This window comes from Streptomyces sp. NPDC005533, from assembly GCF_042871845.1.
Lineage (GTDB): Bacteria > Actinomycetota > Actinomycetes > Streptomycetales > Streptomycetaceae > Streptomyces.
In genome coordinates, this window is record NZ_JBIAJH010000031.1 from 60,881 (window position 1) to 84,407 (window position 23,527).

A 23,527-nucleotide genomic window follows, 5' to 3' on the forward strand; every position below is an offset into this window, starting at 1 on the left:
ATCTGGGCTCGAGTGATGCGCTAGGCGCCTCTGGTCCACTCGCGGCGCGACGGCCATGCGGGGCGGTGCCCCCGCCGGCTGCCCGCGGGCACCGGCACACCGGCCGCCGCACACCGGGTGCCGGCCGTTGTGGGCGCGCGCGGTGCCGCTCTCGGGCGTCGGCCCGAACACACCCCTTTTTTCCAGGAGGAGATCCCATGGTCACCAGACGCAGCCTGCTCGGCGGTGCCGTCGCCGCGACCGGCGCCGGCCTGCTCACCACCGGAGGCCTGACCCCGCTGCTCGGTGCCCGCACCGCCGAGGCCACCGGCGCCGGCGCCGGCAAGCCGGTCGCCGTGCCGCCGCCGTTCACGGTGCGGATGCCGACCCTGCCGGTGCTCCAGCCGATATCCACGGCGGGCGGGCAGGACACCTACGCGGTCACCATCAAGGAGGTGGGGCGGGAGATCATCCCCGGTGTGCAGACGCGGGTGCTGACCTACGACGGCCACTTCCCGGGGCCGGTGCTGCGCGCCCGCAGCGGGCGCAAGGTGGTCATCCGGCACCGCAACACCCTCACCATGCCGGTCTCGGTCCACCTGCACGGCGGCAGCGTCTCGCCGGAGAACGACGGCGGTCCGATGGACACCTTCGCGCCGAACACCTCGCGCACCTACACCTATCCGAACCAGCAGCCGGGCGCCGGCCTGTGGTTCCACGACCACGCGCACCACATGGAGTCGGAGCACGTCTTCAGGGGGCTGTCGGCCACCTATCTCCTCTCGGACGAGACGGAGCGGTCGCTGCCGCTGCCGTCCGGCCCCTACGAGGTGCCGATCGCGTTGCGCGACGCCCGCTTCGACGAGGCCGGGCAGCTGGTCTACGTGATGGACGACGTGTTCGGGCGGACCACCGTCCTGGCCAACGGCCGCCCCAGCCCGTACTTCGAGGTGGCGGCCCGCAAGTACCGCTTCCGGCTGCTGAACTCCTCCAACATGCGTTTCTTCCAGCTGCGTCTGTCGGACGGCGGCCAGATGATCCAGATCGGTACGGACGGCGGCCTGCTGGAGCACCCGTTCACCACGGACTCCATCGGGCTGTCCCCGGCGGAGCGGGCGGACGTGGTCATCGACTTCTCCCGCTACCGGGTCGGCACGAAGATCGTCCTGGAGAACGTCCTGGGGCCGGGCACGCCCGACCAGGTGGGCAAGGTGCTGCGCTTCGACGTCGTACGGACGGCGCCCGATGCGAGCCGGGTGCCCGAGACGCTGCGCACCCTGCCGGTCATGGCGAACGCCACGGTCCAGCGCACCATCGTCCTCGCCATGGACGAGGACGGCCGCGAGGAGCCGCGGGGGCTCATCGACGGTCAGGTCTGGGACTACCAGCGCATCGACCAGACCATCGCCCACGGCAGTTCGGAGATCTGGACGGTCACCAACGCCAACAAGATCGTTCCGCACAACTTCCACATGCACCTGGTGCAGTTCCGGGTGCTGGAGCGGGGCGGGGTCCCGGTGGCGCCGGGTGAGGCGGGGCTGAAGGACACGGTCCGCCTGTTCCCCGGCGAGACGGTGAAGCTGCACGCCACCTTCGACACGTTCAGGGGAACCTACGTCTACCACTGTCATCTGCTGGACCACTCCGCGATGGGCATGATGGCCAACTTCCGTATCCGCTAGCAGGGCGGGGCGGGAGGGGGCCGCGTCGAGCGGGGGTGGGGGAACCGGCCAGCTCCGCTCGACGCGCTCTCAAGGACGGGCCGAGGACCGGGCGGCAGGATCGTGGGCAACAGACCGTGTCCGGCCGTGTCCCCCACGTCCGACCCTGCCCGATCCGACCACCCGTCCCCACACCACCTGGAGTGAGATGTCCCGCCGTCTGTTCACCTCGGAGTCCGTCACCGAGGGACACCCCGACAAGATCGCCGACCAGATCAGCGACACGATCCTCGACGCGCTCCTCTCCGAGGACCCCGCCTCCCGGGTGGCGGTGGAGACCCTCATCACCACCGGTCTCGTGCACATAGCGGGCGAGGTGACGACGAAGGCCTACGCGCCGATCGCGCAGCTCGTCCGGGACAAGATCCTCGAGATCGGCTACGACTCCTCGCAGAAGGGCTTCGACGGCGCCTCCTGCGGCGTGTCGGTGTCCATCGGCGCCCAGTCCCCCGACATCGCGCAGGGCGTCGATGCCGCCTACGAGAGCCGGGTGGAGGGCGAGGAGGACGAGCTCGACCGGCAGGGCGCCGGCGACCAGGGCCTGATGTTCGGCTACGCCTGCGACGAGACGCCGGAGCTGATGCCGCTGCCGATCCACCTGGCGCACCGGCTCTCCCGCCGCCTCTCGGAGGTCCGCAAGAACGGCACCGTCCCCTACCTGCGTCCCGACGGCAAGACCCAGGTCACCATCGAGTACGACGGTGACCAGGCCGTGCGGCTGGACACCGTCGTCGTCTCCACCCAGCACGCCGGCGACATCGACCTGGAGGCCCTGCTGGCCCCCGACATCCGGGAGAACGTGGTCGAGTACGTTTTGGCCCGGCTCGCCGAGGACGGCATCAAGCTGGAGACCAACGGCTACCGGCTGCTGGTCAACCCGACCGGCCGGTTCGAGATCGGCGGGCCGATGGGCGACGCCGGCCTGACCGGCCGCAAGATCATCATCGACACCTACGGCGGCATGGCCCGCCACGGTGGCGGCGCGTTCTCCGGCAAGGACCCGTCCAAGGTCGACCGCTCCGCCGCCTACGCCATGCGCTGGGTCGCCAAGAACGTGGTGGCCGCCGGCCTCGCCTCGCGCTGCGAGGTCCAGGTCGCGTACGCCATCGGCAAGGCCGAGCCCGTGGGCCTGTTTGTGGAGACCTTCGGCACCCACACCGTGCCCACCGACCGCATCGAGCGGGCCATCACCGAGGTCTTCGACCTGCGTCCGGCCGCGATCATCCGCGACCTCGACCTGCTGCGCCCGATCTACGCGCAGACCGCCGCCTACGGGCACTTCGGCCGTGAGCTGCCCGACTTCACCTGGGAGCGCACCGACCGCGCCGAGCGGCTGAAGGCCGCCGCGGCCTGACCACCCGGCGCACCCCACCCGCACCACCCGTACCACCCGTACCGCCCTGCCCTGCCCTGCCTTGCCTTGCCTTGCCTTGCCTTGTCCTGTCGCTTCCCGCCCCGCCGGCATCAGACCAGTTCACAGGAGTCCACGTGCGTATCGCGGTGACCGGATCCATCGCCACAGATCACCTCATGGCCTTCCCGGGCCGGTTCGTCGACCAGCTCCTCCCCGACCAGCTGGAACACGTCTCGTTGTCGTTCCTCGTCGACACCCTCCAGGTGCGGCGGGGCGGAGTGGCGGCCAACATTGCCTTCGGCCTCGGCGGCCTCCTCCTGGAACCCGTCCTCGTGGGCGCCGTGGGCCCGGACTTCGCCGAGTACGAGGTCTGGCTCAAGGAACACGGCGTCGACACCGGCTCGGTGTACGTCTCCTGTGAGCACCAGACCGCCCGCTTCATGTGCATGACCGACCAGGATTCCAACCAGATCGCCGCGTTCTACGCGGGCGCCATGGCCGAGGCCGGACGCATCGATCTGCGCGGCGTCCATGACCGCACCCCCCTCGACCTGGTGCTCGTCTCCCCCAACGATCCCGGCGCGATGGTCCGGCACACCGAACAGGCCCGGGAGTTGGGCATCCCCTTCGCCGCCGACCCCTCGCAGCAGCTCGCCCGCCTCACCGGCGCCGAGGTGCGCAGCCTGGTCACCGGCGCCCGCTGGCTGTTCACCAACGAGTACGAGTCCGCGCTGCTGCGCGAACGGGCCGGGTGGAGCCACGCCGAGGTCCTCGACCGCGTCGGCACCTGGGTCACCACCCTGGGCGCCCAGGGCGTGCGGATCGACCGCAAGGGCGAGCCGGCCCTGACCGTCCCCGCCGTCCCCGACGTCCACGCCGAGGACCCCACCGGCGTCGGCGACGCCTTCCGCTCCGGTTTCCTGGCCGCCGTCAGCTGGGGGCTGGCGATGGAGACCGCCGCGCAGCTCGGCTGCGCGATGTCGGCGCTGGTCCTGGCGACGGTGGGCTCCCAGGCGTACGAGATCCGGCCCGAGCGCCTGCTCGCCACCGTCCGCGCGGTGTACGGGGGGCGGGCGGCCGGGCTGCTGGCGGCGAAGCTGGGGCGGCCGGCATGAGGACGCATTCACAGATCCGGGCCGATGCCCTGCGAGAGGCGCTGGCGACCCGTGTGGTCGTCGCCGACGGGGCGATGGGGACGATGCTCCAGGCGCAGGACCCCACGATGGAGGACTTCCAGCAGCTGGAGGGCTGTAACGAGGTCTTGAACGTCACCCGTCCCGACATCGTGCGTTCGGTGCACGAGGCGTACTTCTCGGTGGGTGTGGACTGCGTCGAGACGAACACGTTCGGTACGAACTATGCGGCGCTGGCCGAGTACGACATCGCGGAGCGCAATTTCGAGTTGTCCGAGGCGGGTGCGCGGATCGCCCGTGAGGTCGCCGACGAGTTCACGCAGTCGACGGGGCAGCAGCGTTGGGTGCTGGGTTCGATGGGGCCGGGGACGAAGCTGCCGACGTTGGGCCACATCGCCTACGGCCGGATCCGTGACGCCTACCAGATCAACGCCGAGGGTCTGATCAGCGGTGGTGCGGACGCGCTGCTGGTGGAGACCACCCAGGACCTCCTCCAGACGAAGTCCTCCATCATCGGTGCCCGGCGTGCGATGGAGGCGCTGGGGGTGAGTGTGCCGCTGATCTGCTCGGTGACGGTGGAGACCACCGGCACGATGCTCCTGGGTTCGGAGATCGGCGCGGCGCTGACGGCGTTGGAGCCGTTGGGCATCGACATGATCGGGCTGAACTGCGCCACCGGTCCCGCCGAGATGAGCGAGCACCTGCGCTATCTGGCGCGTCATGCCCGGATTCCGTTGTCGTGCATGCCCAACGCGGGTCTGCCGGTGTTGACGAAGGACGGGGCGCACTATCCGTTGTCCGCGGCCGAGCTGGCCGAGGCGCAGGAGACGTTCGTCCGCGAGTACGGGCTGTCTTTGGTGGGTGGCTGCTGTGGTACGACGCCGGAGCATCTGCGGCAGGTGGTGGAGCGGGTCCGCGGCACGGCGGTCGTCCCGCGCGATCCGCAGCCCGAGCCGGGCGCCGCCTCGCTGTACCAGACGGTGCCGTTCCGTCAGGACACCTCGTACATGGCGATCGGTGAGCGGACGAACGCGAACGGGTCGAAGAAGTTCCGTGAGGCGATGCTGGAGGCCCGTTGGGACGACTGTGTGGAGATGGCGCGGGACCAGATCCGTGAGGGCGCGCACATGCTCGACCTGTGTGTCGACTATGTGGGCCGCGACGGGGTCGCGGACATGGAGGAGCTCGCGGGTCGTTTCGCGACGGCCTCCACGTTGCCGATCGTGTTGGACTCGACCGAGGTTCCCGTGATCCGGGCGGGTCTGGAGAAGCTGGGTGGGCGTGCGGTCATCAACTCGGTGAACTACGAGGACGGTGACGGTCCCGAGTCCCGTTTCGCGAAGGTCACCCGGCTGGCCCAGGAGCACGGTGCGGCGTTGATCGCTTTGACGATCGACGAGGAGGGTCAGGCCCGCACCGTCGAGCACAAGGTGGCCATCGCCGAGCGCCTGATCGAGGACCTGACGGGGAACTGGGGGATCCGTGAGTCGGACATCCTCATCGACACCCTCACGTTCACGATCTGCACCGGTCAGGAGGAGTCGCGGGGCGACGGCATCGCCACGATCGAGGCGATCCGCGAGCTCAAGCGCCGCCACCCCGACGTCCAGACCACCCTTGGCCTGTCCAACATCTCCTTCGGTCTGAATCCGGCGGCGCGGGTGCTGCTGAACTCGGTGTTCCTGGACGAGTGTGTGAAGGCCGGTTTGGACTCGGCGATCGTGCACGCCTCGAAGATCCTGCCGATCGCCCGGTTCGACGAGGAGCAGGTCACCACCGCCCTGGATCTGATCTACGACCGGCGTGGTGAGGGCTACGACCCGTTGCAGAAGCTGATGGCGCTGTTCGAGGGCGTCAACACCAAGTCGTTGAAGGCCGGGCGGGCCGAGGAGCTTCTCGCGCTGCCGTTGGACGAGCGGTTGCAGCGGCGGATCATCGACGGGGAGAAGAACGGCTTGGAGGCCGACCTCGACGAGGCGCTGGAGAGCCGGCCGGCGCTGGACATCGTCAACGACACCCTGCTGGAGGGCATGAAGGTCGTCGGTGAGCTGTTCGGGTCGGGGCAGATGCAGCTGCCGTTCGTGCTGCAGTCGGCGGAGGTGATGAAGACGGCGGTGGCCTATCTGGAGCCGCACATGGAGAAGACCGACGACGAGGGCAAGGGCACCATCGTCCTGGCCACCGTCCGCGGTGACGTCCACGACATCGGGAAGAACCTTGTCGACATCATCTTGACGAACAACGGCTACAACGTCGTCAACATCGGTATCAAGCAGCCGGTCTCCGCGATCCTGGAAGCCGCGCAGGAACACAAGGCCGACGTGATCGGCATGTCGGGTCTGCTGGTGAAGTCCACCGTGATCATGAAGGAGAACCTTCAGGAGCTGAACCAGCGCAAGCTGGCCGCCGACTACCCGGTGATCCTCGGCGGCGCCGCCCTCACCCGCGCCTACGTCGAACAGGACCTCCACGAGATCTACGAGGGCGAGGTCCGCTACGCCCGCGACGCCTTCGAAGGCCTGCGCCTCATGGACGCGCTGATGGGAGTCAAACGCCGGGTTCCCGGCGCCGCGTTGCCGCCGCTGAAGCAGCGTCGTGTCGCCCGGCGCGATACGCCGCTGCCGGTGGCGGCGGCCGAGCCGGGCGGCCGCTCGGACGTGGCCGTGGACAATCCGGTCCCCGCCCCGCCGTTCTGGGGCACCCGCGTCGTCAAGGGCATCCCGCTGAAGGACTACGCCTCCTGGCTCGACGAGGGCGCCCTGTTCAAGGGCCAGTGGGGGCTGAAGGACGCCGAGACGATCCGGACGGACGGGCGGCCCCGGCTGCGTGGCTGGCTGGAGCGGCTGCACACCGACGGGCTGCTCGAAGCGGCCGTCGTGCACGGCTACTTCCCCTGTGTCTCCAAGGGCGAGGACCTGATCATCCTCGACGAGAACGGTGGCGAGCGGACCCGGTTCACCTTCCCCCGTCAGGGCCGCGGCCACCGGCTGTGCCTGGCCGACTTCTTCCGCCCGGAGGACAGCGGGGACATCGACGTCGTGGGCCTTCAGGTCGTCACCGTCGGCTCGAAGATCGGCGAGGCCACGGCCAGGCTCTTCGAGTCCGACTCCTACCGCGAGTACCTGGAGCTGCACGGCCTCTCCGTCCAGCTCGCGGAGGCCCTGGCCGAGTACTGGCACGGGCGGGTCCGCGCCGAGCTGGGCATCGCCGGGTCGGATCCGGGCTCGATCGACGGCATGTTCCGCACCGAGTACCAGGGCTGCCGCTACTCGTTGGGGTATCCCGCCTGCCCCGATCTGGAGGACCGGGCGAAGATCGCCGGCCTTCTGCGGCCGGAGCGGATCGGCGTACGCCTCTCGGAGGAGTTCCAGCTCCACCCCGAGCAGTCCACCGACGCGATCGTGATCCACCACCCCGAGGCGACGTACTTCAACGCACGCTGAACACGCCCTGCGTTGGATTGGAAAGGAGTGCGACATGCCGGCTGCTCTGGCCGCCACCACCGACCGTCCCCGCCCCTGCGCCCCCGCCGCCCCCGGTGTCCGTGAGCTGCTGTCCCAGGGCCGGCGGACCTTCTCCTTCGAGTTCTTCCCGCCCAAGACGGATGCCGGGGAGCGCACCCTGTGGGCGGCGATCCGCCGGATCGAGCCGTTCGCGCCCTCGTTCGTCTCGGTCACCTACGGGGCCGGTGGTTCCTCCCGGGACCGCACCGTGGAGGTCACCAAGCGCATCGCGGCGCAGACCACGTTGCGTCCGGTGGCGCACCTGACGGCGGTGGGGCACTCGGTCGCCGAGCTGCGTCACATCATCGGCCAGTATGCGGACGCGGGTATCCGCGATGTGCTTGCCCTGCGCGGTGACCCGCCCGGTGACCCCAAGGGGCAGTGGACCGCGCATCCGGCGGGGCTGACCCATGCGCACGAACTGGTCACGTTGATCAGGCAGTTGGGTGATTTCACGGTGGGTGTCGCGGCGTTCCCGGAGCGGCATCCGCGTTCGCCCGGCTGGAGTGAGGACATCCGGCACTTCGCGGCGAAGTGCCGGGCCGGCGCGGATTACGCCATCACCCAGATGTTCTTCCACGCCGAGGACTACCTGCGGCTGCGTGACCGGCTCTGTGCGGTGGGCTGTCTGACACCGGTCATCCCCGAGATCATGCCGGCCACCGATTTCCGCCAGATCCGGCGGTTCGCGGAGCTGAGCGACGCCCGTTTCCCGGCGGCCCTGGCCCGTCGGCTGGAGGCGGTGAAGGACGATCCGGCGGCCGGTCACGACATCGGTGTGGAGTACGCGACGGCGATGGCCGAGCGTCTGCTCGCCGAGGGTGCGCCGGGCCTGCACTACATCACGCTCAACAAGTCCACCGCGACTCTAGAGATCCATCAGAACCTGAACCTCAGCCCGAACTAGCCACCACCATCACGGAGTAGACCCCATGGACTTCAAGGTCGCCGATCTCTCGCTCGCGGAATTCGGCCGCAAGGAGATCACCCTCGCCGAGCACGAGATGCCCGGTCTGATGTCGATCCGCAAGGAGTACGCCCCCTCGCAGCCCCTGGCCGGGGCGAGGATCACCGGCTCCCTGCACATGACCGTGCAGACGGCCGTCCTGATCGAGACGCTGGTGGCGCTCGGGGCGCAGGTGCGCTGGGTGTCCTGCAACATCTACTCGACCCAGGACCATGCGGCGGCCGCCATCGCCGCCGCCGGGATCCCGGTGTTCGCCTGGAAGGGCGAGACACTCCAGGAGTACTGGTGGTGCACGGAGCAGGCGCTGACCTGGCCCGGCCACGCGGGCCCCAACATGATCCTCGACGACGGCGGGGATGCCACCCTCCTGGTCCACAAGGGCGTCGAGTACCAGAAGGCGGGCGCCATCCCGGACCCGTCGACCGCGGACAACGAGGAAATGGCGCTGGTCCTGGACCTGTTGCGGAAAACCTCCCTGGACTGGACCGCGCTGGCGTCCGAGATCCGCGGCGTGACGGAGGAGACCACCACGGGTGTCCACCGCCTCTACGAGATGATGGCCGAGGGCACGCTGCTGTTCCCGGCGATCAACGTGAACGACGCGGTGACGAAGTCGAAGTTCGACAACAAGTACGGCTGCCGCCACTCGCTGATCGACGGCATCAACCGTGCCACCGACGTCCTCATCGGCGGCAAGACCGCCGTGGTCTTCGGCTACGGCGACGTCGGCAAGGGCTGCGCCGAGTCGCTGCGCGGCCAGGGCGCCCGCGTGATCGTCACCGAGATCGACCCGATCTGCGCGCTGCAGGCGGCGATGGACGGCTACCAGGTCGCCACCCTGGACGACGTCGTCGAGAGCGCGGACATCTTCATCACGACCACCGGCAACAAGGACATCATCATGGCCGCCGACATGGCCAAGATGAAGCACCAGGCCATCGTGGGCAACATCGGCCACTTCGACAACGAGATCGACATGGCCGGTCTCGCGAAGATCGAGGGCATCGTCAAGGACGAGGTCAAGCCGCAGGTCCACACCTGGAAGTTCCCCGACGGCAAGGTCCTGATCGTGCTGTCGGAGGGCCGTCTGCTGAACCTGGGCAACGCCACCGGGCACCCGTCCTTCGTGATGTCGAACTCCTTCGCGGACCAGACCCTGGCCCAGATCGAGCTCTTCACGAAGCCCGAGGAGTACCCGACCGACGTGTACGTGCTGCCCAAGCACCTCGACGAGAAGGTCGCCCGCCTCCACCTCGACGCCCTCGGCGTCAAGCTCACCACCCTGCGCCCGGAGCAGGCCGCCTACATCGGCGTGCAGGTCGAGGGCCCGTACAAGCCGGACCACTACCGCTACTGACCGAACCGGCTACCGAAAAGATCGAGCCACCGGCTCTTGAGGTTCGCTCGAGAGCCGGTGGAAAGCCCATGGCCGGGTGTCCCCGGGAATGTCACGATCGGACGTCCGTGCCGAGGGAGAGCAGTGCTCCCACCACCCCAGACGAGGATGTCCCATGAACCCCAACCCGGCCGGCAGCCCCCAGCATTACCCCGCCGGAGGCCCGAGCCCGTACGCGACCCAGCCCGGCCCCTACTCCCCGCCCCGGCCTCCCGCCCCGGCACCCGCCGGGCGCGGCAAGGTGGCCACCGCCCTCCTGCTGGTCTCCACGGTCCTGATGGGCCTGATGGCCGGTCTCTTCTTCGCCTTCGACGTCTCGGTGATGCCGGGTCTGGCGGCGGGCGACGAGCGCACCTACGTCACCGCGATGCAGAACTTCAACTCGGCGATCGACGGCAACGGGATCTTCGGGATGGCCTTCGTGCTCGCCCTGCTCCTGTCGGCGGCCTCGGCGATCGTCGAGTTCCGGGGCGGCCGCCGCAACGTGGCGCTGTGGGTCGGCGCGGCTGCCGTCGTCTACCTCGTCGTCCTGATGATCACCTTCTCCGTGAACATTCCGCTGAACAACGAACTGGCCGACGCCGGTGACGCCGCGAAGCTGACGGACTTCTCCATCGTCGACAAGTTCAAGGGCACCTGGGTCTCCACCAACATCGTCCGTACCCTGCTGTGCACGGCGGCCCTGACGGCCCTCTCCCGTGCGCTGGTCCTCTACGGTCGCGCCACCCGCTGAACCGCGGCCCGACACCTCCCCCACAGCACCACCGCGAAGTCCCCCGGCCAACCCGACCGGGGGACTTCGCGCGTTCCGTCCCCCCGGCCGGCCGGGGGGACGGCGGCCGGGGGGAGGGTATGGGGGCGGCCGGCCAGGGGCCGGCCGGTCTGGCCGGGGGTCAGCCGGTCTGGCCGGGGGTCAGCCGGTCTGGCCGTGCAGGTACAGGGCCCAGGACAGGAAGCCCACCGACGCCGTGCACAGCAGGGTGCGCCACACGTTGGCACGGGCCCAGGGGCCCTCGAAGGCGCGGCGGACGGCGGCGGGGTCGGCGATGCGGGCGACCGGGCCGGCCTTCTCCAGCATGTTGTTCAGCGGGATGTTCACCTTGTTGGTGACGCCCATCGAGACGATGTAGCAGACCAGGGCCGCGATCAGCGGCGGCAGTACCGCACGTCCGTCGGAAGGGATGTGCAGGGCCAGGGCCAGGGCGGTGAACAGGAACGCCCCGATGTAGCCGAGGACGAACCAGCCGTTGAGGATGGCCACGTTGATGCGCTGCATGACCTCGATGACCGTACGGTCGTCGGTGCGCTTCAGGCCCGGCATCACGGAGACGGAGAAACCGTAGAAGAGGCCACTGACCAGTCCCGTGGTGACAGTGGCGGCGATGAGCGAGGCCAAGCGTGCGGTCTCCATCGTGCGTCCCCCTGTTCGTCCGTCCGCGGAGTCTCTCGGTCATCGATTCTTCGGGAACGGGTCATCGAATCGTCAAGTCATGGGGATCATACGGGCGTCGGGGGCTGCGGCGGGGGGCGGTTCGAGCGGTCCTCGAGCGGCTTTCGAGCGGCGCGTGGCCGGCGGCGCCGGCGCGGTGGCGGACGGTGCCGCGAATGTCGGCGGTGAGGGTGGCGGCGCGGGCCGCCGGCGCGGCGCCCTCCTCCCGGCCGCGGAAGGCGACGGCCCCGGCTTCGCCGGGATACGTGCGGGGGTGGGTGCGGGGGTGGGTGCGGTGCGGTGCGCTCTGGTCGGCTACGTCGCCGCCGCTGGGGCCGATCGGGCCGCGGGGCCGGCCGGGCACCTCGGCGCGCCGCCTCGCGCTGTGCGTAGGCGCAGCGTTCACGGCACGCAGACTCCCGGCGCCGGCTGCCCACGTGCCGGTGGACACGGGCGGAACCTGCCGGTGGCCGTCCTTGCCGGGGCGGACGCGCCGCGGGGGCGGACCGACACGGTCGTCGGTCCGCCCCCGCGGTGTGAACCGCTTCTGGGTCAGGCGCCCAGGTGGTGGCCCTTGATCCACTCCTTCTCGCCCTCGGTGACGCAGTTCGAGGTGTAGGTGGGGCCGGTGTACCCGGGACGGCTCTGGGGCACCGCGGCGAGCGTGGAGCAGTTCGACGAGGAGGCCGCGTGACCGCCGGAGAAGTAGTCGATGTCGACCCCGTCGTTGGCCAGGGCGGCACCGGCCCCGCCCAGCAGGATGCCGGCGGCCAGGACGGAGGCGGTGACAGCAGAACGAATGCGCATGACTCCCCTAAAGATGTCTGGAACGGCGCGCCTGTCGATGTGCGCGTCGGCCGGTCCAACCGTCAAGGGGTGCCGGCGGGAACGGTGGTTCACTCCAATGCCCGCCGCCGTATCGTTTCGCCATCGCGCGCCCCCTCGCACTCCCCCGGGGCCCCCGTGCGCCCCGTAGGGCGCCGGCGTGGCTACCGGGCGCCGAGCGCGGCCAGTCGCTCGGCGAACGGCACCCCCTGGAAGCCGTCGGCCGGATCCACCGAGGTGATCGCCCCGGTCGGCGAGCGGGGCGCGATCGCCGCGGCCGTGTCGACGTCCACCGCGGCGTCCACGGCGACGTCCACGGCGGGGGCGCCCTGGGCGGGGGCGCTCCGGGCGGCGTCCGCGGCCGCGTCGGGGGCGGTGTCGGTGGTGTCGGGGGTGGCGGCTCGGAGGGTGTGGGGGGTGGGTGTGAGGAAGCGGGCCAGTTCCGCGCCCGCCCGGGCGATCCGCTGCGCCAGCCCCTCCTGGCCCCAGTCCTGCGAGGCCGCGTACACGGCGGTGGGCAGGACGAGCGCGCGCAGGTGGGTGAAGAGCGGGCGCAGGGCGTGTTCGGTGACCAGGGAGTGCCGGGGGGTGCCGCCGGTCGCGGCGACGAGGACGGGTGTCCCGGTGAGGGCGTCCTTGTGGAGGAGGTCGAAGAACGACTTGAACAGGCCGCTGTAGGAGGCGGCGAACACCGGGGTGACGGCGATCAGGGCGTCCGCGGCGGCCACCGCGTCGAGCGCGGTGGCCAGGCGGGCGGGCGGGAACCCGGTGACCAGGTGCTGGGCGATCTCGGTGGCCAGTTCCCTCAGCTCGATCACCTCGGGTTCGGCGTCGGTGTGCCGCAGGGTGGCGGCGGTGAGCCGGTCGGCGAGCAGCCGCGTCGAGGAGGGCGAGCCGAGGCCGGCCGATACGACGATGAGTTTCATGCCTGCGCGTTCTCCTTCGGAATCCGGCGGGCGGCTGCCACGCGGGCGGGGTGGGTGGGCGCGCTGGGCACCCCGGCCGGGCGCAGGCTCGCGAACTCCTTGCGCAGGACCGGTACGACCTCTTCGCCGAGCAGGTCGAGCTGTTCCAGGACGGTCTTCAGGGGCAGGCCCGCGTGGTCGATCAGGAAGAGCTGGCGCTGGTAGTCGCCGGCGTAGTCGCGGAAGGACAGGGTCCGCTCGATGACCTGCTGCGGGGAGCCGACGGTGAGCGGGGTCTGGGAGGTGAACTCCTCCAGGGAGGGGCCGTGGCCGTAGACCGGGGCGTTGTCGAAGTACGGGCGGAAGGTGCGTACCGCGTCCTGGGAGTTGTGGGCCATGAAGACCTGGCCGCCGAGTCCGACGATGGCCTGCTCGGGGGTGCCGTGTCCGTAGTGGGCGTAGCGCTGCCGGTAGAGGTCGACCATCCGGCGGGTGTGGGAGGCCGGCCAGAAGATGTTGTTGTGGAAGAAGCCGTCGCCGTAGTAGGCGGCCTGTTCGGCGATCTCCGGTGAGCGGATGGAGCCGTGCCACACGAAGGGCGCGACGCCGTCCAGCGGGCGGGGGGTGGAGGTGAAGGACTGCAGCGGGGTGCGGAACTTGCCGTTCCAGGTGACGGTGTCCTCGTCCCACAGGCGGCGCAGCAGGGCGTAGTTCTCGACGGCGAGGTCGATGCCGTCGCGGATGTCCTTGCCGAACCAGGGGTAGACCGGGCCGGTGTTGCCGCGGCCCATCATCACGTCGACGCGGCCGTCCGCGACGTGCTGGAGCATCGCGAAGTCCTCGGCGATCTTCACCGGGTCGTTGGTGGTGATCAGTGTCGTCGAGGTGGACAGGATGAGGTTCTCGGTGCGCGCGGCGATGTAGCCGAGCATCGTGGTGGGTGAGGAGGGCACGAACGGCGGGTTGTGGTGCTCGCCGGTGGCGAAGACGTCGAGGCCGACCTCCTCGGCCTTCTGCGCGATGGCGAGCATCGCCTTGATGCGTTCGTGCTCGCCGGGCACGCGTCCGGTCGTCGGATCGGCGGTGACGTCCCCGACGGTGAAGATCCCGAACTGCATGACTCCCCTTCCCAAGATTGTTGATGATTCAACCATACGGGGGAACGGGGAGCCGGCCCGGGCTATTCCCGCCGGAACACCCCCCTCGGGCACGCCGGCCCGCGGGGCCCACCCCGCCTCTGCCTGCCCGGGGCGGGGCAGGGAGAGGCGGGGCGGGGCGGGGCGGGGCGGGGTGGAGCGGGTGGGGTGGGGTGGGGTGGGGGGGTTAGTTCTGGCAGAGGCCTCGGGTGTAGTCGTGGGTCGCGGTGGCCTGGGAGTAGCGCCACTGCGGGTCCAGGAGGTCGCTCTTGAGCTGGCGGGCCGCGGCCGGGCTCTCGATGATGTAGCCGAAGTCCTGGAGCCAGGACGGGTAGAGGTTCTTGGAGCCGATGTAGAAGGCGGATCCGTCGACCGCGACCAGCTTGTGGTGCTGGGCGTAGGGCTTGCCGTCGGCCCAGGTCGGCTGGTCGGATGCGCGGAAGGTGGCCAGCTGGAGGTTCTCGCACATCGCCGTCCGGGCCCGGCCGCCGTCACCGGCCAGGGCGCTCAGGCGGCCGCGCAGGGCGTCGGCTACCTCGGAGAGGGACGTGATCTGCGAGTAGCCGCCGCTGCCGATGGTGCCGCGGTTGGCCGGGTCGCTCACCACGATGCGGACCTTCACCCCGGCCAGGAGCTTGGCGGCGAGCGCGTCGTAGAGGCGGACGTCGTAGCGGGGCAGCGGCGGGCAGGTGGCGTGCACGTCCTGCTGGGAGATCTCGATGTGCGAGGTCGCGCTGGAGACCAGGGCGCGCAGGGCGCTCTCCTCGGGGTTGACGGTGTCGTAGTCCCGGTCGGCGTTGGTGTGGTCGTACACCCCGATCCCGCATCTGGTGTCGCCGGCCGTGGGCAGGGCGGGGCGGAAGGAGGAGGTGGGGTCGCTTCGGCGGATGCCCACGCCCAGGCCGCCGACGGCGAGCGCGGGCACCTCCCCTGCGCCCGCCGGGGAGGCGGGCCGGGGCAGGGAGGGCATGCAGTGCGCGCCGGGCGAGGCGGCGAACCAGACCGAGGTCCAGCTGTTCTTGTTGCGGCAGGTCCAGTCCCACAGGGTGTCCAGGTAGCGGCCCGCGGAGGCGGCGGCCGGCCCCGACAGCGCGAGGTCGACGTCGCTCACCGGGTGGGAGGTCTCCAGGTAGTCGCCCTTCCAGCTGTTGATGCCGCCGGTGATCACCGAGGCGCCGTCCACGACGACCAGCTTGGAGTGGTTCCAGGAGAACGCGGTCTTCGAGGTGGTCATCGAGGCCACGTTGAGGGTGATGTCGGCGGCGGCCGGGCCCAGCTTCGCGATCAGCTCGTCGCGGTAGGAGGAGGGGATCACCGTGGAGTGGTAGAGCGGGGCCGCGCCGACCAGGACGCGTACGTTCAGCCGGTTGCCCTTTTGGACGGACTCCTTCAGGCCCGCGACGATCGCCTCCTGGTAGCCGCCGTTGGGGAAGGGCGCCAGCGTGGAGATGTCCACCGTCTGGCGGGCCGCGGCGATGTCCTGGCGCGTCTTGTCCAGCAGACGCCGCGATCCGGGCCGCTCGGCGCACGTGGCGTCGCCCCAGCAGCCGGGGGTCTGCAGCAGCCAGTCGGCGCCGCCGGGGGCGGAGGAGCCGAGCCGGTTGCCGGTGGTGCGCTCCCACACCGCACCCTCAAGGCCCGGCGAGACCTGACGCAGGGTCTGCTCGACCGCGTCCAGGTGCGGGGTGGGCGCGCCCGCGGCGAACGCGGGGGCGGGAACGGCGGCGGCGGCCAGGAGGGCGAAGCCGAGGGCTAAGGCCGAGGTGCGGGCGAGGGCCGCCGGGGGGACGGTGCGTGCCAATGTGGTTCCTTGACTGGGGGGGTGGCTGCGGCCGGGAGCATGGCCGGCCACACCCCGACCTTGATCAACTCGCGTAAGTTACCAGCACGTAGCGCTGTGTTCACCCGCCCCGGACCAGTTCCGGCCACCCACCACCCACCACCCCCACCCACGACCCACCCTCGCCGCGCCCTACGAGGTGGTGGCCGGGGGGTGTACGAGGACGCGGGCGACGAAGCGGCGGAACACGAACTGCACTCGCCCCGCTGCTCCTTGAAGCGGGCCGGGCACTCGCGGACGACCCAGCGACGGGCGCGGGCCCCGCTCCCCTCCCGCGCCCGGTGGCCCAAGTCACCGTCGGCCTCGGCCTCGACGAGAGATGGTCGGCTTCGACTTCGACTTCGACGGGGTGGTCGGCTTCGTGGCGTGCTCCCCCCGTCCCCCCGTCGCCGTCCGTGCGGGTGGGGGTGCCGGGAAGCGCCAATACGCGGGTCAGGGGCAAGGGCCGGCGGCGGGGCTTCGCCTCCCAGACCCCGCCCGGTGCGCGATCGGATGCCTCGACGCCGTCGCCGACAGTACGGCCGGTGGTCGCCCGGCCGGCCCGGCAGTGCAGGCCGGGCCTCCCCGGGGCGCGAGGCGCGGGAGCGTGTGCGATCAGACCGTGCGGTGCTTCATGCGCACGAGCTTCCGGCATTGTGAACCGGAGCAGGAGGGGCCCATCGGGAGCGGGGGTGACGGGGCGTTGAGGCGGCCGCTTCAGGCGGGGTGTTCCGGACGGGGGCGGGCGGGCGGGAGGTTCGTGCGAGGGGTGTTCAGGTGGGGGTGTTCCAGGCGGTGGTGAGTCCGTCCAGCCAGGCGGGCGGCAGGGCCGCGGCGTCCCATTCCTCGCGCAGTTCCCCCGGGGCGGTCAGGAGCCGCTCCAGCACGGCGATGCTCGTGACGGAGTGCAGGAGCGAGTAGCGGCCGTGCACGGTGACGGTGCTGCCCGGTCCGTACGCCGCGAACAGGCGCTCCAGGCGGTCCCGGTGGGTGGTGGCGAACGCGGTCAGCCGCCCGGTGTAGCCGGCCCGCCGGCGGGGGCTCATCGTGGCGAGGACGGCGGCGAGGACCTCGTCGGTCACCTCCGGGTCCAGTTCCGAGACTTTGGTGAGCGACAGGTACAGGGGGGAGACCGCCACCCGGGCCCGCTCCACCTCCATCCGCCCGGCCCTACGCCGCACCCCCGCCGGGCCGTCCGTTCCCACGATGTCCGTCAGGGTGCGTTCGGTGAGGGCGCCGAGCTCGTCCAGGAGGCGGCCGGCGCCGTCCTGCCAGCCCGAGGCGTAGGCCTGGCCCCGATCCCCCGGCGCGGGACCGGCGGCGCCGCTCAGTTCCTCGTGCGCGAGCGCCAGGGCGCCGGCCTCCAGGAGCCCGATCAGTTGCCGTGCGTCACCGGAGGGGACTCCCGTCCGTGCGAGGAGCTGCAGCAGCGTCGTCCTCGCGTTGTCGACACTGGCCTCGTCCGGCCACTGCCGTCCCTCGTCGGCCGCGCTCATCGGGTCCTCCTCATCGCTCGGGTGGTGCGGTGGGTGCAACGCATCGCTCCCTTCGATGATCCAACGTCCGACGCCCGGGCTGTGCTCCCTGGCCGGGCCGCCACCCTTTCACCTCTCCCGCCCCCAGGGGTACCGGCTTTCCGCGGCCGGTACGTACCGGGCAGACGGGAGGCCGAGCCCCACCCTCACGGCAACGACGACGGAACCACAAAACGGCGGACGCCGACGCGGCGCCGGATGCCGGCGTCGGCTTCGCGCAGCCCGGCCGACGCGGACGACGGCGACGGATGTCAGCTTCGCGCAGCCCGGGCGGGGAAGGGGTCGGACGCGGCCACAGGCCACGCCCCAAAGGCGCTCCGGGCGGCAAACAGACCCCACCCGCCGAGGCGCCGGGCGTCGGACGTCGTGCTCCGGTCATCGGGGCGCGGGCGTCGGGGGGCGTGCTCCGTGGGGCGCGGGCGTCGGGCGCCCGGGGGCGCCGGACGTCGTGCTCCGGGCGTCGGGAGTCGTCGCTCCGAGGCGCGGGTCTGGGGGGCGGGCTCCGGACGTCGTGCGTCGGGGCGGGCGTCGGGGGGCTCCGGGCGCCAGGCATCAAGCTCCAGGCGCCACGGGTGGGGCGTGGCGGGGTGGGGTGGTGTCGGTGCTGTTCCGTACGCCGGTCCGTACGCTGGCTGCATGCGTATGCGTATGCGTCCCACGCTGAGCTGGACCCCGAGCGGGGAGCTGCGGCCCGGCACCACGGATTGGGCGCCGGTCGCCGATGCGCTGCGGGCCGGTGGTGTGCTGGTCCTCAGCGGGGCGGGCCTGTCCACGGAGTCGGGGATCCCCGACTACCGGGGCGAGGGCGGGAGTCTGAGCCGGCACACCCCGATGACCTACCAGGAGTTCATCGGCAGTGAGCGGGCCCGGCGCCGGTACTGGGCGCGCAGTCACCTCGGCTGGCGGACCTTCCACCGTGCCGGGCCCAATGCCGGGCACCGGGCTGTGGCCGCGTTCGGACGGCACGGCCTGCTGACGGGAGTGATCACCCAGAACGTCGACGGTCTGCACCAGGCGGCCGGCAGCGAGGACGTGGTGGAACTGCACGGCGGCCTGGAGCGGGTCGTCTGCCTCTCCTGCCGCGGGTTCGGCTCGCGCCGTGACCTCGCCCGGCGGCTCCAGGAAGCCAACACCGACTTCGCACCGATGGCCGCCCGGCTGAACCCCGACGGAGACGCCGACCTCACCGACGAACAAGTCGGCGAGTTTCGTGTGGTGGCCTGCCCGCGGTGCGAGGGGATCCTCAAACCCGACGTGGTGTTCTTCGGCGAAACCGTCCCGCCACAGCGGGTCGAGCAGTGCCGCGAACTGGTCGCCTCAGCGACCTCGCTCCTGGTCCTGGGCTCCTCGCTGACGGTGATGTCCGGCCTGCGGTTCGTCCGCCAGGCAGCCCGGGCGGGCACACCCGTACTCATCGTCAACCGGGACGCCACCCGCGGCGACGAACACGCCCTCACCCGCGTCGCACTCCCCCTGGGAACCACCCTGACCACCCTCGCCGACCAGCTGAACATCCCCCTCAACACCACACCACCCGCCAACTGACACCCCACCCGCACCACAACCCGAACCAACAACCCAGCGGCAGTACGACTCCCCGAAACCCGAAACGGCCGCGCCCGGGCCGATACCCGACTCCCCCACCAGGCCCGCCCACACCCCAAGCCCGGGGCCGGCGTATGACTCCCGTGGGGCCCGGTCACACCAAAACCTGCAAAAGCCAGCCCCGGCCCGGTGCCCGGCTTCGTCCGCGCGCCGAAACCCGCCGCGCCAAGGACCGGGGCGGGGTGGCCGGCCCGGGCCGGTGTGCGGCTTCGTCCGCGCGCCAAAAGCCGGGGCAGCAAGCCGGCGTGCAACCCCCCGCCGTCGAGCCCGCCCGCGCCACGAACCGGGGTCGGTGTGCGGCTCGCCCGTAGGGCCCGTCCGCGCCGAAACCCGCAAGTGGCGGCCCTGGCCCGTGTGCGGCTTCGTCCGTGCCGGAACCCGGGGCGGCGGGCCGGGGTGTGGCTCGCCCGTCGGGCCCGTCGGCGTCGAAACCCGAGATGGCGGACGGAGCCTGTGTGGCGGCTCCCGCTCCGGCCGGTCCGCACCAAAAGCCCCGGGGGGCTAGGCCGGGCCAGTGTGCGGCTTCGCCCCTGCCGAAACCCGAGACGGCCGCGCCGGGGCCGGTGTGCAGCTCCCCCCGGGGGGCCGCCCACGCGGAAATCCGGGACGGCAGGCCGGTATGCGAGTCCCCCGTCGCCTCGCCCGCACCATAGCCGGGAGGGCCGGCCCCGGCCGGTATGCGGCTTCGCCCCCGCCGGAACCCAGGACGGACCGGTAGGCGGCTCTCCCCGACGGCCGATCCGCACCAAAGCCGAGAGGGCCGGGCCGGACCGCTGTGCGGCTCGCCCGTAGGGCCCCTCCGCGCCGAAACCCGGGACGACAGGTCGGCGTCTGGCCCCGTCCGGGTGCCGTCCCGGATGCCGCCCGGGCTGGTCCGCCACGGCAGTGGGGCCGGCGGTGAGGTGGGCCGGCGGCGCAGCGGATGCCGTGTGCTGATGCCTCCCAGCGCGGGCGAAGGGGGGCCGTGGACGACCCGGGCCCTGAAGGAATCCGCAGGCCCGCACCCTCCGGGACCGGCCGTGCCGTGAGGCCGCCGGTCCGGCCGGGGGCACCGGGATCGGATCGGACTCGCCACCGTGCTGCCGTTCGCACCCGCCCGGGGTTCCCGGCAGTGGTTCGCCGCCCTCCTCGGGGCAACGCTCACCTCGGCTGCGTCCCCCTCCAGAAACAACGGCATGAGCCCCGCACAGCCAGCGGGCGGCGCCCGGCCCGCCGTCGTCGCCCATGCGTGCCCCGGTCGCGTACTCGCTGCTCGCCGGCCTGTGGGCGGCGATCACGCCAGCCCCAGGCTGCAGCGCCGGGAGGGCCTGTTCCCGAACCGGGCGACCCGCAGCGGGCGCACGGCGCTTTGCAGTCCGCTACGAGGTCCTGCGGACGAACGCGGGCGGGGGGGTGGGCCTCCCCGTGACGGCGCCGCTGTGGCGGACGTGCAGGAGCAACAGCGCAGCAAAGCCGTCACCGACTGTCTAACAGCCAAGAGGACGTTACGGCTGCCCCCGTACAGAGCCGGGACGGCCGTGCTGGTGCGCGTGCGTGGCCCTGCCCCCCGCAACCGGTCGAGTAAGAGCGGCCACGCGGACTCCGTCCGCCCCAGACGGTGAACGCCGACACGCGACACGACGGCGCCCAGCCGGGCGGGAGCGGTAAGCAACTGCCCTGCGGCAAAGCCCACAGCCCGCCCGGCCCGCAGCCGGACACAACCACGCCGGCCGAGCCGGCTTCGGGGCAGGGGCGGGCAGCAGTGGCCTGGGCGAGGACGGCCACCGCTGCCGGGTGAGGGCGGAAGTGCCCGGAGCCAGGGCGATGTGGGGGTGAGCGGAGCGAGAGCGGCCGCAGTGGCCAGGCCAGGTACGACCACTGCGGCCGGGGCCGGGCCGGGGGCCCGGGGCGCAGCCGGGGCGGGCGGCGCGGGAGCGGACGGAGCGGGCCGGGTGGGGGCGACCGTAGTGGCCAGGGCAGGCACGACCACTGCGGCCGGGAAAGGGACGGGGCCGGGCCGGGAGCCAAGGGCGGAGCGGAGGTCGGGGCGGCGCGGCGCGGGGGCCGGGGCGGGCCGGGTGAGGGCGACGTAGTGGCCAGGGCAGGCACCGCCACCCCAGCAGAGCGGGGGCGGGCAGCGGTGACCGGGACGGGGACGGCCCCAGCGGCCGAAGGCAGGGCGGGACGGGGCGGCCGAAACCGGCCAGAACGAGGCGGCGCGGTAGTGGCGGCCGGGGCCCGGCGGGATGGCCGAAGCGGGCGGGGCCGGCCGGGACGGGGACGGCCGCAGTAGCCAGGGCAGCCACATGCCACCGCGGCCGGGCCGCGAGACAGCCACCGCCGTCGAGGCGGCCGCGGCGGGGGTGAAAAGTGGCCGGGCGGGGGTGGGGGTGGGGTGGGGGTGGTGGGTGTCATCGGGGCGGGTTTCACCCGGCTGGCGCACATGCGCGGGCCGGGACAGCGGCCTGGCAGCAGGCTGTGTCCCAGGACGGACCGCGCCGAGGGGTGACAGCGGTGGGAGCAGCCAGGATGCGGGCGATGGCCGCCACCGCGGCCTTGACCGCGACCGCGATGGTGGCCGTCACCGCCACGGGCTGCTCCCCCGCGGGCGAGAACTCCTCCGGCGGGCGGACACAGGCCGCAGCACACCCCCCGACCACCCCACCCACCACCGCACCCACCCCACCCTCCCCGGCTTCCCCGGTGGGTCACGGGAGACTGGTGGCACGCTATGAGGACGGCAGGACGGCCGAGGACCGGCGGACCCAGAGATTCCTGCAGGACAACCACGTACTGGAGCGCGTCACCGCGTTCGCCAACGAGCGGATCACCCTCGCCTACGACGTACCCGTGATCGCGAAGAGCTGCGGCGGCGCCAACGCCTCCTGGGACCCGCACGCGAAAAACATCACGTACTGCTACGAACTCGTCGAGGAGACCAGGCCCGTCTTCCTCGAACAAGCCGCCCACCAGGACACCGGCCGCCCTACGGCCCGGGCCCGCGCCGCAGACGACGGCGTCATCGGATTCTCCAACGGCGTGATCCTCCACGAACTCGGCCACGCCCTGGTCGACATGTACGACCTGCCGATCACCGGCAAAGAAGAGGACGCCGTCGACCAACTCGCCACCCTGCTCCTGGCCACCGGCGGCAAACAACACATCGACTACGCCGTGAGCACCATCAACGCGTGGGGCGCACTGGCCGACGCCCAGGAAACCGGCGACCTCTCCGGCCTGTTCTCCGACGAACACTCCCTCAGCGCACAGCGCTTCTACAACGAGATCTGCTGGCTGTACGGCTCGGACCCCCACACCTTCGCCTCCGCCGTCATCACCATCGACAACCCCGACGGTGTACTGCCCCAACTCCGAGCCGAGGGCTGCCAAGACGAGTACCAACAGATCCGCAAATCATGGAACACCCTCCTCCACCCCTACCTGAAATAACCCCGGGCACACGCCCCGACACACACGAAAACGCCCGGCCCGGCACACGCGAAAACGCCCGGCCGGAAGAATTCCGGCCGGGCGTCTTCAGCAGGCGGCCCTGCCAAGCACCGCGATGGCTTAGTACCAGTGGTTGGCGGACCAGAAGTTCCAGGCACCCACCGGGCTGCCGTAACGCTCGTTCATGTAGTCCAGACCCCACTTGATCTGCGTGGCCGGGTTCGTCTTCCAGTCCGCACCCGCCGAGGCCATCTTCGACGCCGGCAGCGCCTGCGCCAGACCATAGGCGCCGGACGAGGCGTTCGTGGCGGTGTAGTCCCAGCCACTCTCATGCGAAATGATCTTGTCGAAGGCGGCGAACTGGGCCGGGTCCTTGATCATCTGCTGCGCGATCGCCTTGGCACTCATCGGGGCAGCCTGCGCGGGAACCGCGGCAAGCATGGAACCGGCAACACCCAGGGCGAGGACGGAACCCGCGAGGGTCTTCTTCGAAGCGGCAATACGGCGGATGACAGCGTGGGACACGGAGAAAACCTTCCACAGGGAACAAGGGCGGTCGCCGCACACCCAGAGGCATACGTGAGCCACTCACACACCGGAGAGAGGTTCGTCGGCAACAGGTCAACCACCCCTGCCGCCCGGCGACTCACCCAGTTCTACCCACCCCTGCGACCACCTGGCAAAAACCCCGCCTACTACTGAGGATTTCGGGTTGTCGTCGGGTAGTGACGGTTCATGATCCCTGCGGTATGCCGTTGGTATGCGTTATCCGGAGGGTGGGGGCCTGACCG

The 23,527-nt window shown here is 71.3% G+C and carries 16 protein-coding genes; 9 read left to right on the forward strand and 7 right to left on the reverse strand.

Annotation, left to right across the window (positions count from 1 at the left end):
- The first annotated feature begins 197 nt into the window (after nt 1–197).
- The 7 genes from ACFYP3_RS27010 to ACFYP3_RS27040 all read left to right on the forward strand — a co-directional run bounded on the left by ACFYP3_RS27010 (nt 198) and on the right by ACFYP3_RS27040 (nt 10,786).
- On the forward strand, nt 198–1,661 hold the full coding sequence (locus ACFYP3_RS27010) for a multicopper oxidase family protein (protein ID WP_388837561.1): 1,464 nt from the start codon (nt 198–200) through the stop codon (nt 1,659–1,661).
- 187 nt (nt 1,662–1,848) lie between these two features.
- Nucleotides 1,849–3,054 carry a methionine adenosyltransferase gene (metK, locus tag ACFYP3_RS27015; RefSeq protein ID WP_388837564.1) on the forward strand — a complete coding sequence of 402 codons (1,206 nt, stop codon included), beginning with the start codon at nt 1,849–1,851 and terminating at the stop codon, nt 3,052–3,054.
- Nucleotides 3,055–3,188: 134 nt separating this feature from the next.
- A complete protein-coding gene (locus ACFYP3_RS27020; RefSeq protein ID WP_388837567.1) occupies nt 3,189–4,169 on the forward strand; it encodes a carbohydrate kinase family protein in 981 nt (326 codons plus the stop codon).
- Nucleotides 4,166–7,630, forward strand: a complete 3,465-nt coding sequence (metH, locus tag ACFYP3_RS27025; RefSeq protein WP_388837570.1) for a methionine synthase — start codon at nt 4,166–4,168, stop codon at nt 7,628–7,630. Before ACFYP3_RS27020 ends, metH begins: the two co-directional genes overlap by 4 nt.
- Before the next feature lie 34 nt (nt 7,631–7,664).
- Nucleotides 7,665–8,597 carry a methylenetetrahydrofolate reductase [NAD(P)H] gene (gene metF / locus ACFYP3_RS27030; protein ID WP_388837572.1) on the forward strand — a complete coding sequence of 311 codons (933 nt, stop codon included), beginning with the start codon at nt 7,665–7,667 and terminating at the stop codon, nt 8,595–8,597.
- Nucleotides 8,598–8,622: 25 nt separating this feature from the next.
- Nucleotides 8,623–10,014 (forward strand): adenosylhomocysteinase, encoded by a 1,392-nt coding sequence (gene ahcY, locus ACFYP3_RS27035; protein ID WP_388837575.1) that lies wholly within the window; start codon nt 8,623–8,625, stop codon nt 10,012–10,014.
- Between the two features lie 154 nt (nt 10,015–10,168).
- Nucleotides 10,169–10,786: a DUF1772 domain-containing protein gene (locus ACFYP3_RS27040; protein ID WP_388837578.1), complete on the forward strand. Its 618-nt coding sequence runs from the start codon at nt 10,169–10,171 to the stop codon at nt 10,784–10,786.
- A 180-nt stretch (nt 10,787–10,966) separates the two neighbouring features.
- Here the strand turns inward: ACFYP3_RS27040 and ACFYP3_RS27045 are convergent, their stop codons facing one another.
- The 6 genes from ACFYP3_RS27045 to ACFYP3_RS27070 form a co-directional block, all read right to left on the reverse strand.
- The gene (locus ACFYP3_RS27045; protein ID WP_388837581.1) at nt 10,967–11,464 is read right to left on the reverse strand and encodes a DUF1772 domain-containing protein; all 498 of its coding nucleotides are present in this window, start codon (nt 11,462–11,464) and stop codon (nt 10,967–10,969) included.
- A gap of 570 nt (nt 11,465–12,034) precedes the next feature.
- Nucleotides 12,035–12,289 carry a hypothetical protein gene (locus ACFYP3_RS27050; protein WP_388837584.1) on the reverse strand — a complete coding sequence of 85 codons (255 nt, stop codon included), beginning with the start codon at nt 12,287–12,289 and terminating at the stop codon, nt 12,035–12,037.
- Between the two features lie 182 nt (nt 12,290–12,471).
- The gene (locus ACFYP3_RS27055; RefSeq protein WP_388837587.1) at nt 12,472–13,233 is read right to left on the reverse strand and encodes a CE1759 family FMN reductase; all 762 of its coding nucleotides are present in this window, start codon (nt 13,231–13,233) and stop codon (nt 12,472–12,474) included.
- Entirely contained in the window at nt 13,230–14,330 is a 1,101-nt protein-coding gene (locus ACFYP3_RS27060) for an LLM class flavin-dependent oxidoreductase (protein ID WP_388837590.1), read from the reverse strand. Before ACFYP3_RS27060 ends, ACFYP3_RS27055 begins: the two co-directional genes overlap by 4 nt.
- Before the next feature lie 205 nt (nt 14,331–14,535).
- Nucleotides 14,536–16,149, reverse strand: coding sequence for a phospholipase (locus ACFYP3_RS27065; protein ID WP_388837593.1), 1,614 nt, complete (start codon nt 16,147–16,149; stop codon nt 14,536–14,538).
- 791 nt (nt 16,150–16,940) lie between these two features.
- Entirely contained in the window at nt 16,941–17,663 is a 723-nt protein-coding gene (locus tag ACFYP3_RS27070) for a hypothetical protein (RefSeq protein ID WP_388837596.1), read from the reverse strand.
- A gap of 681 nt (nt 17,664–18,344) precedes the next feature.
- Between ACFYP3_RS27070 and ACFYP3_RS27075 the strand changes: the two genes are divergently transcribed.
- Both ACFYP3_RS27075 and ACFYP3_RS27080 read left to right on the forward strand, forming a co-directional pair.
- A complete protein-coding gene (locus ACFYP3_RS27075) occupies nt 18,345–19,247 on the forward strand; it encodes an NAD-dependent protein deacetylase (RefSeq protein WP_388837608.1) in 903 nt (300 codons plus the stop codon).
- Nucleotides 19,248–21,824: 2,577 nt separating this feature from the next.
- Nucleotides 21,825–22,736: a DUF4344 domain-containing metallopeptidase gene (locus ACFYP3_RS27080; RefSeq protein ID WP_388837599.1), complete on the forward strand. Its 912-nt coding sequence runs from the start codon at nt 21,825–21,827 to the stop codon at nt 22,734–22,736.
- 120 nt (nt 22,737–22,856) lie between these two features.
- On the opposite strand, the gene ACFYP3_RS27085 is transcribed toward ACFYP3_RS27080, so the two are convergent.
- Nucleotides 22,857–23,261: a transglycosylase SLT domain-containing protein gene (locus ACFYP3_RS27085; RefSeq protein WP_388837602.1), complete on the reverse strand. Its 405-nt coding sequence runs from the start codon at nt 23,259–23,261 to the stop codon at nt 22,857–22,859.
- Nucleotides 23,262–23,527 lie beyond the last annotated feature (266 nt).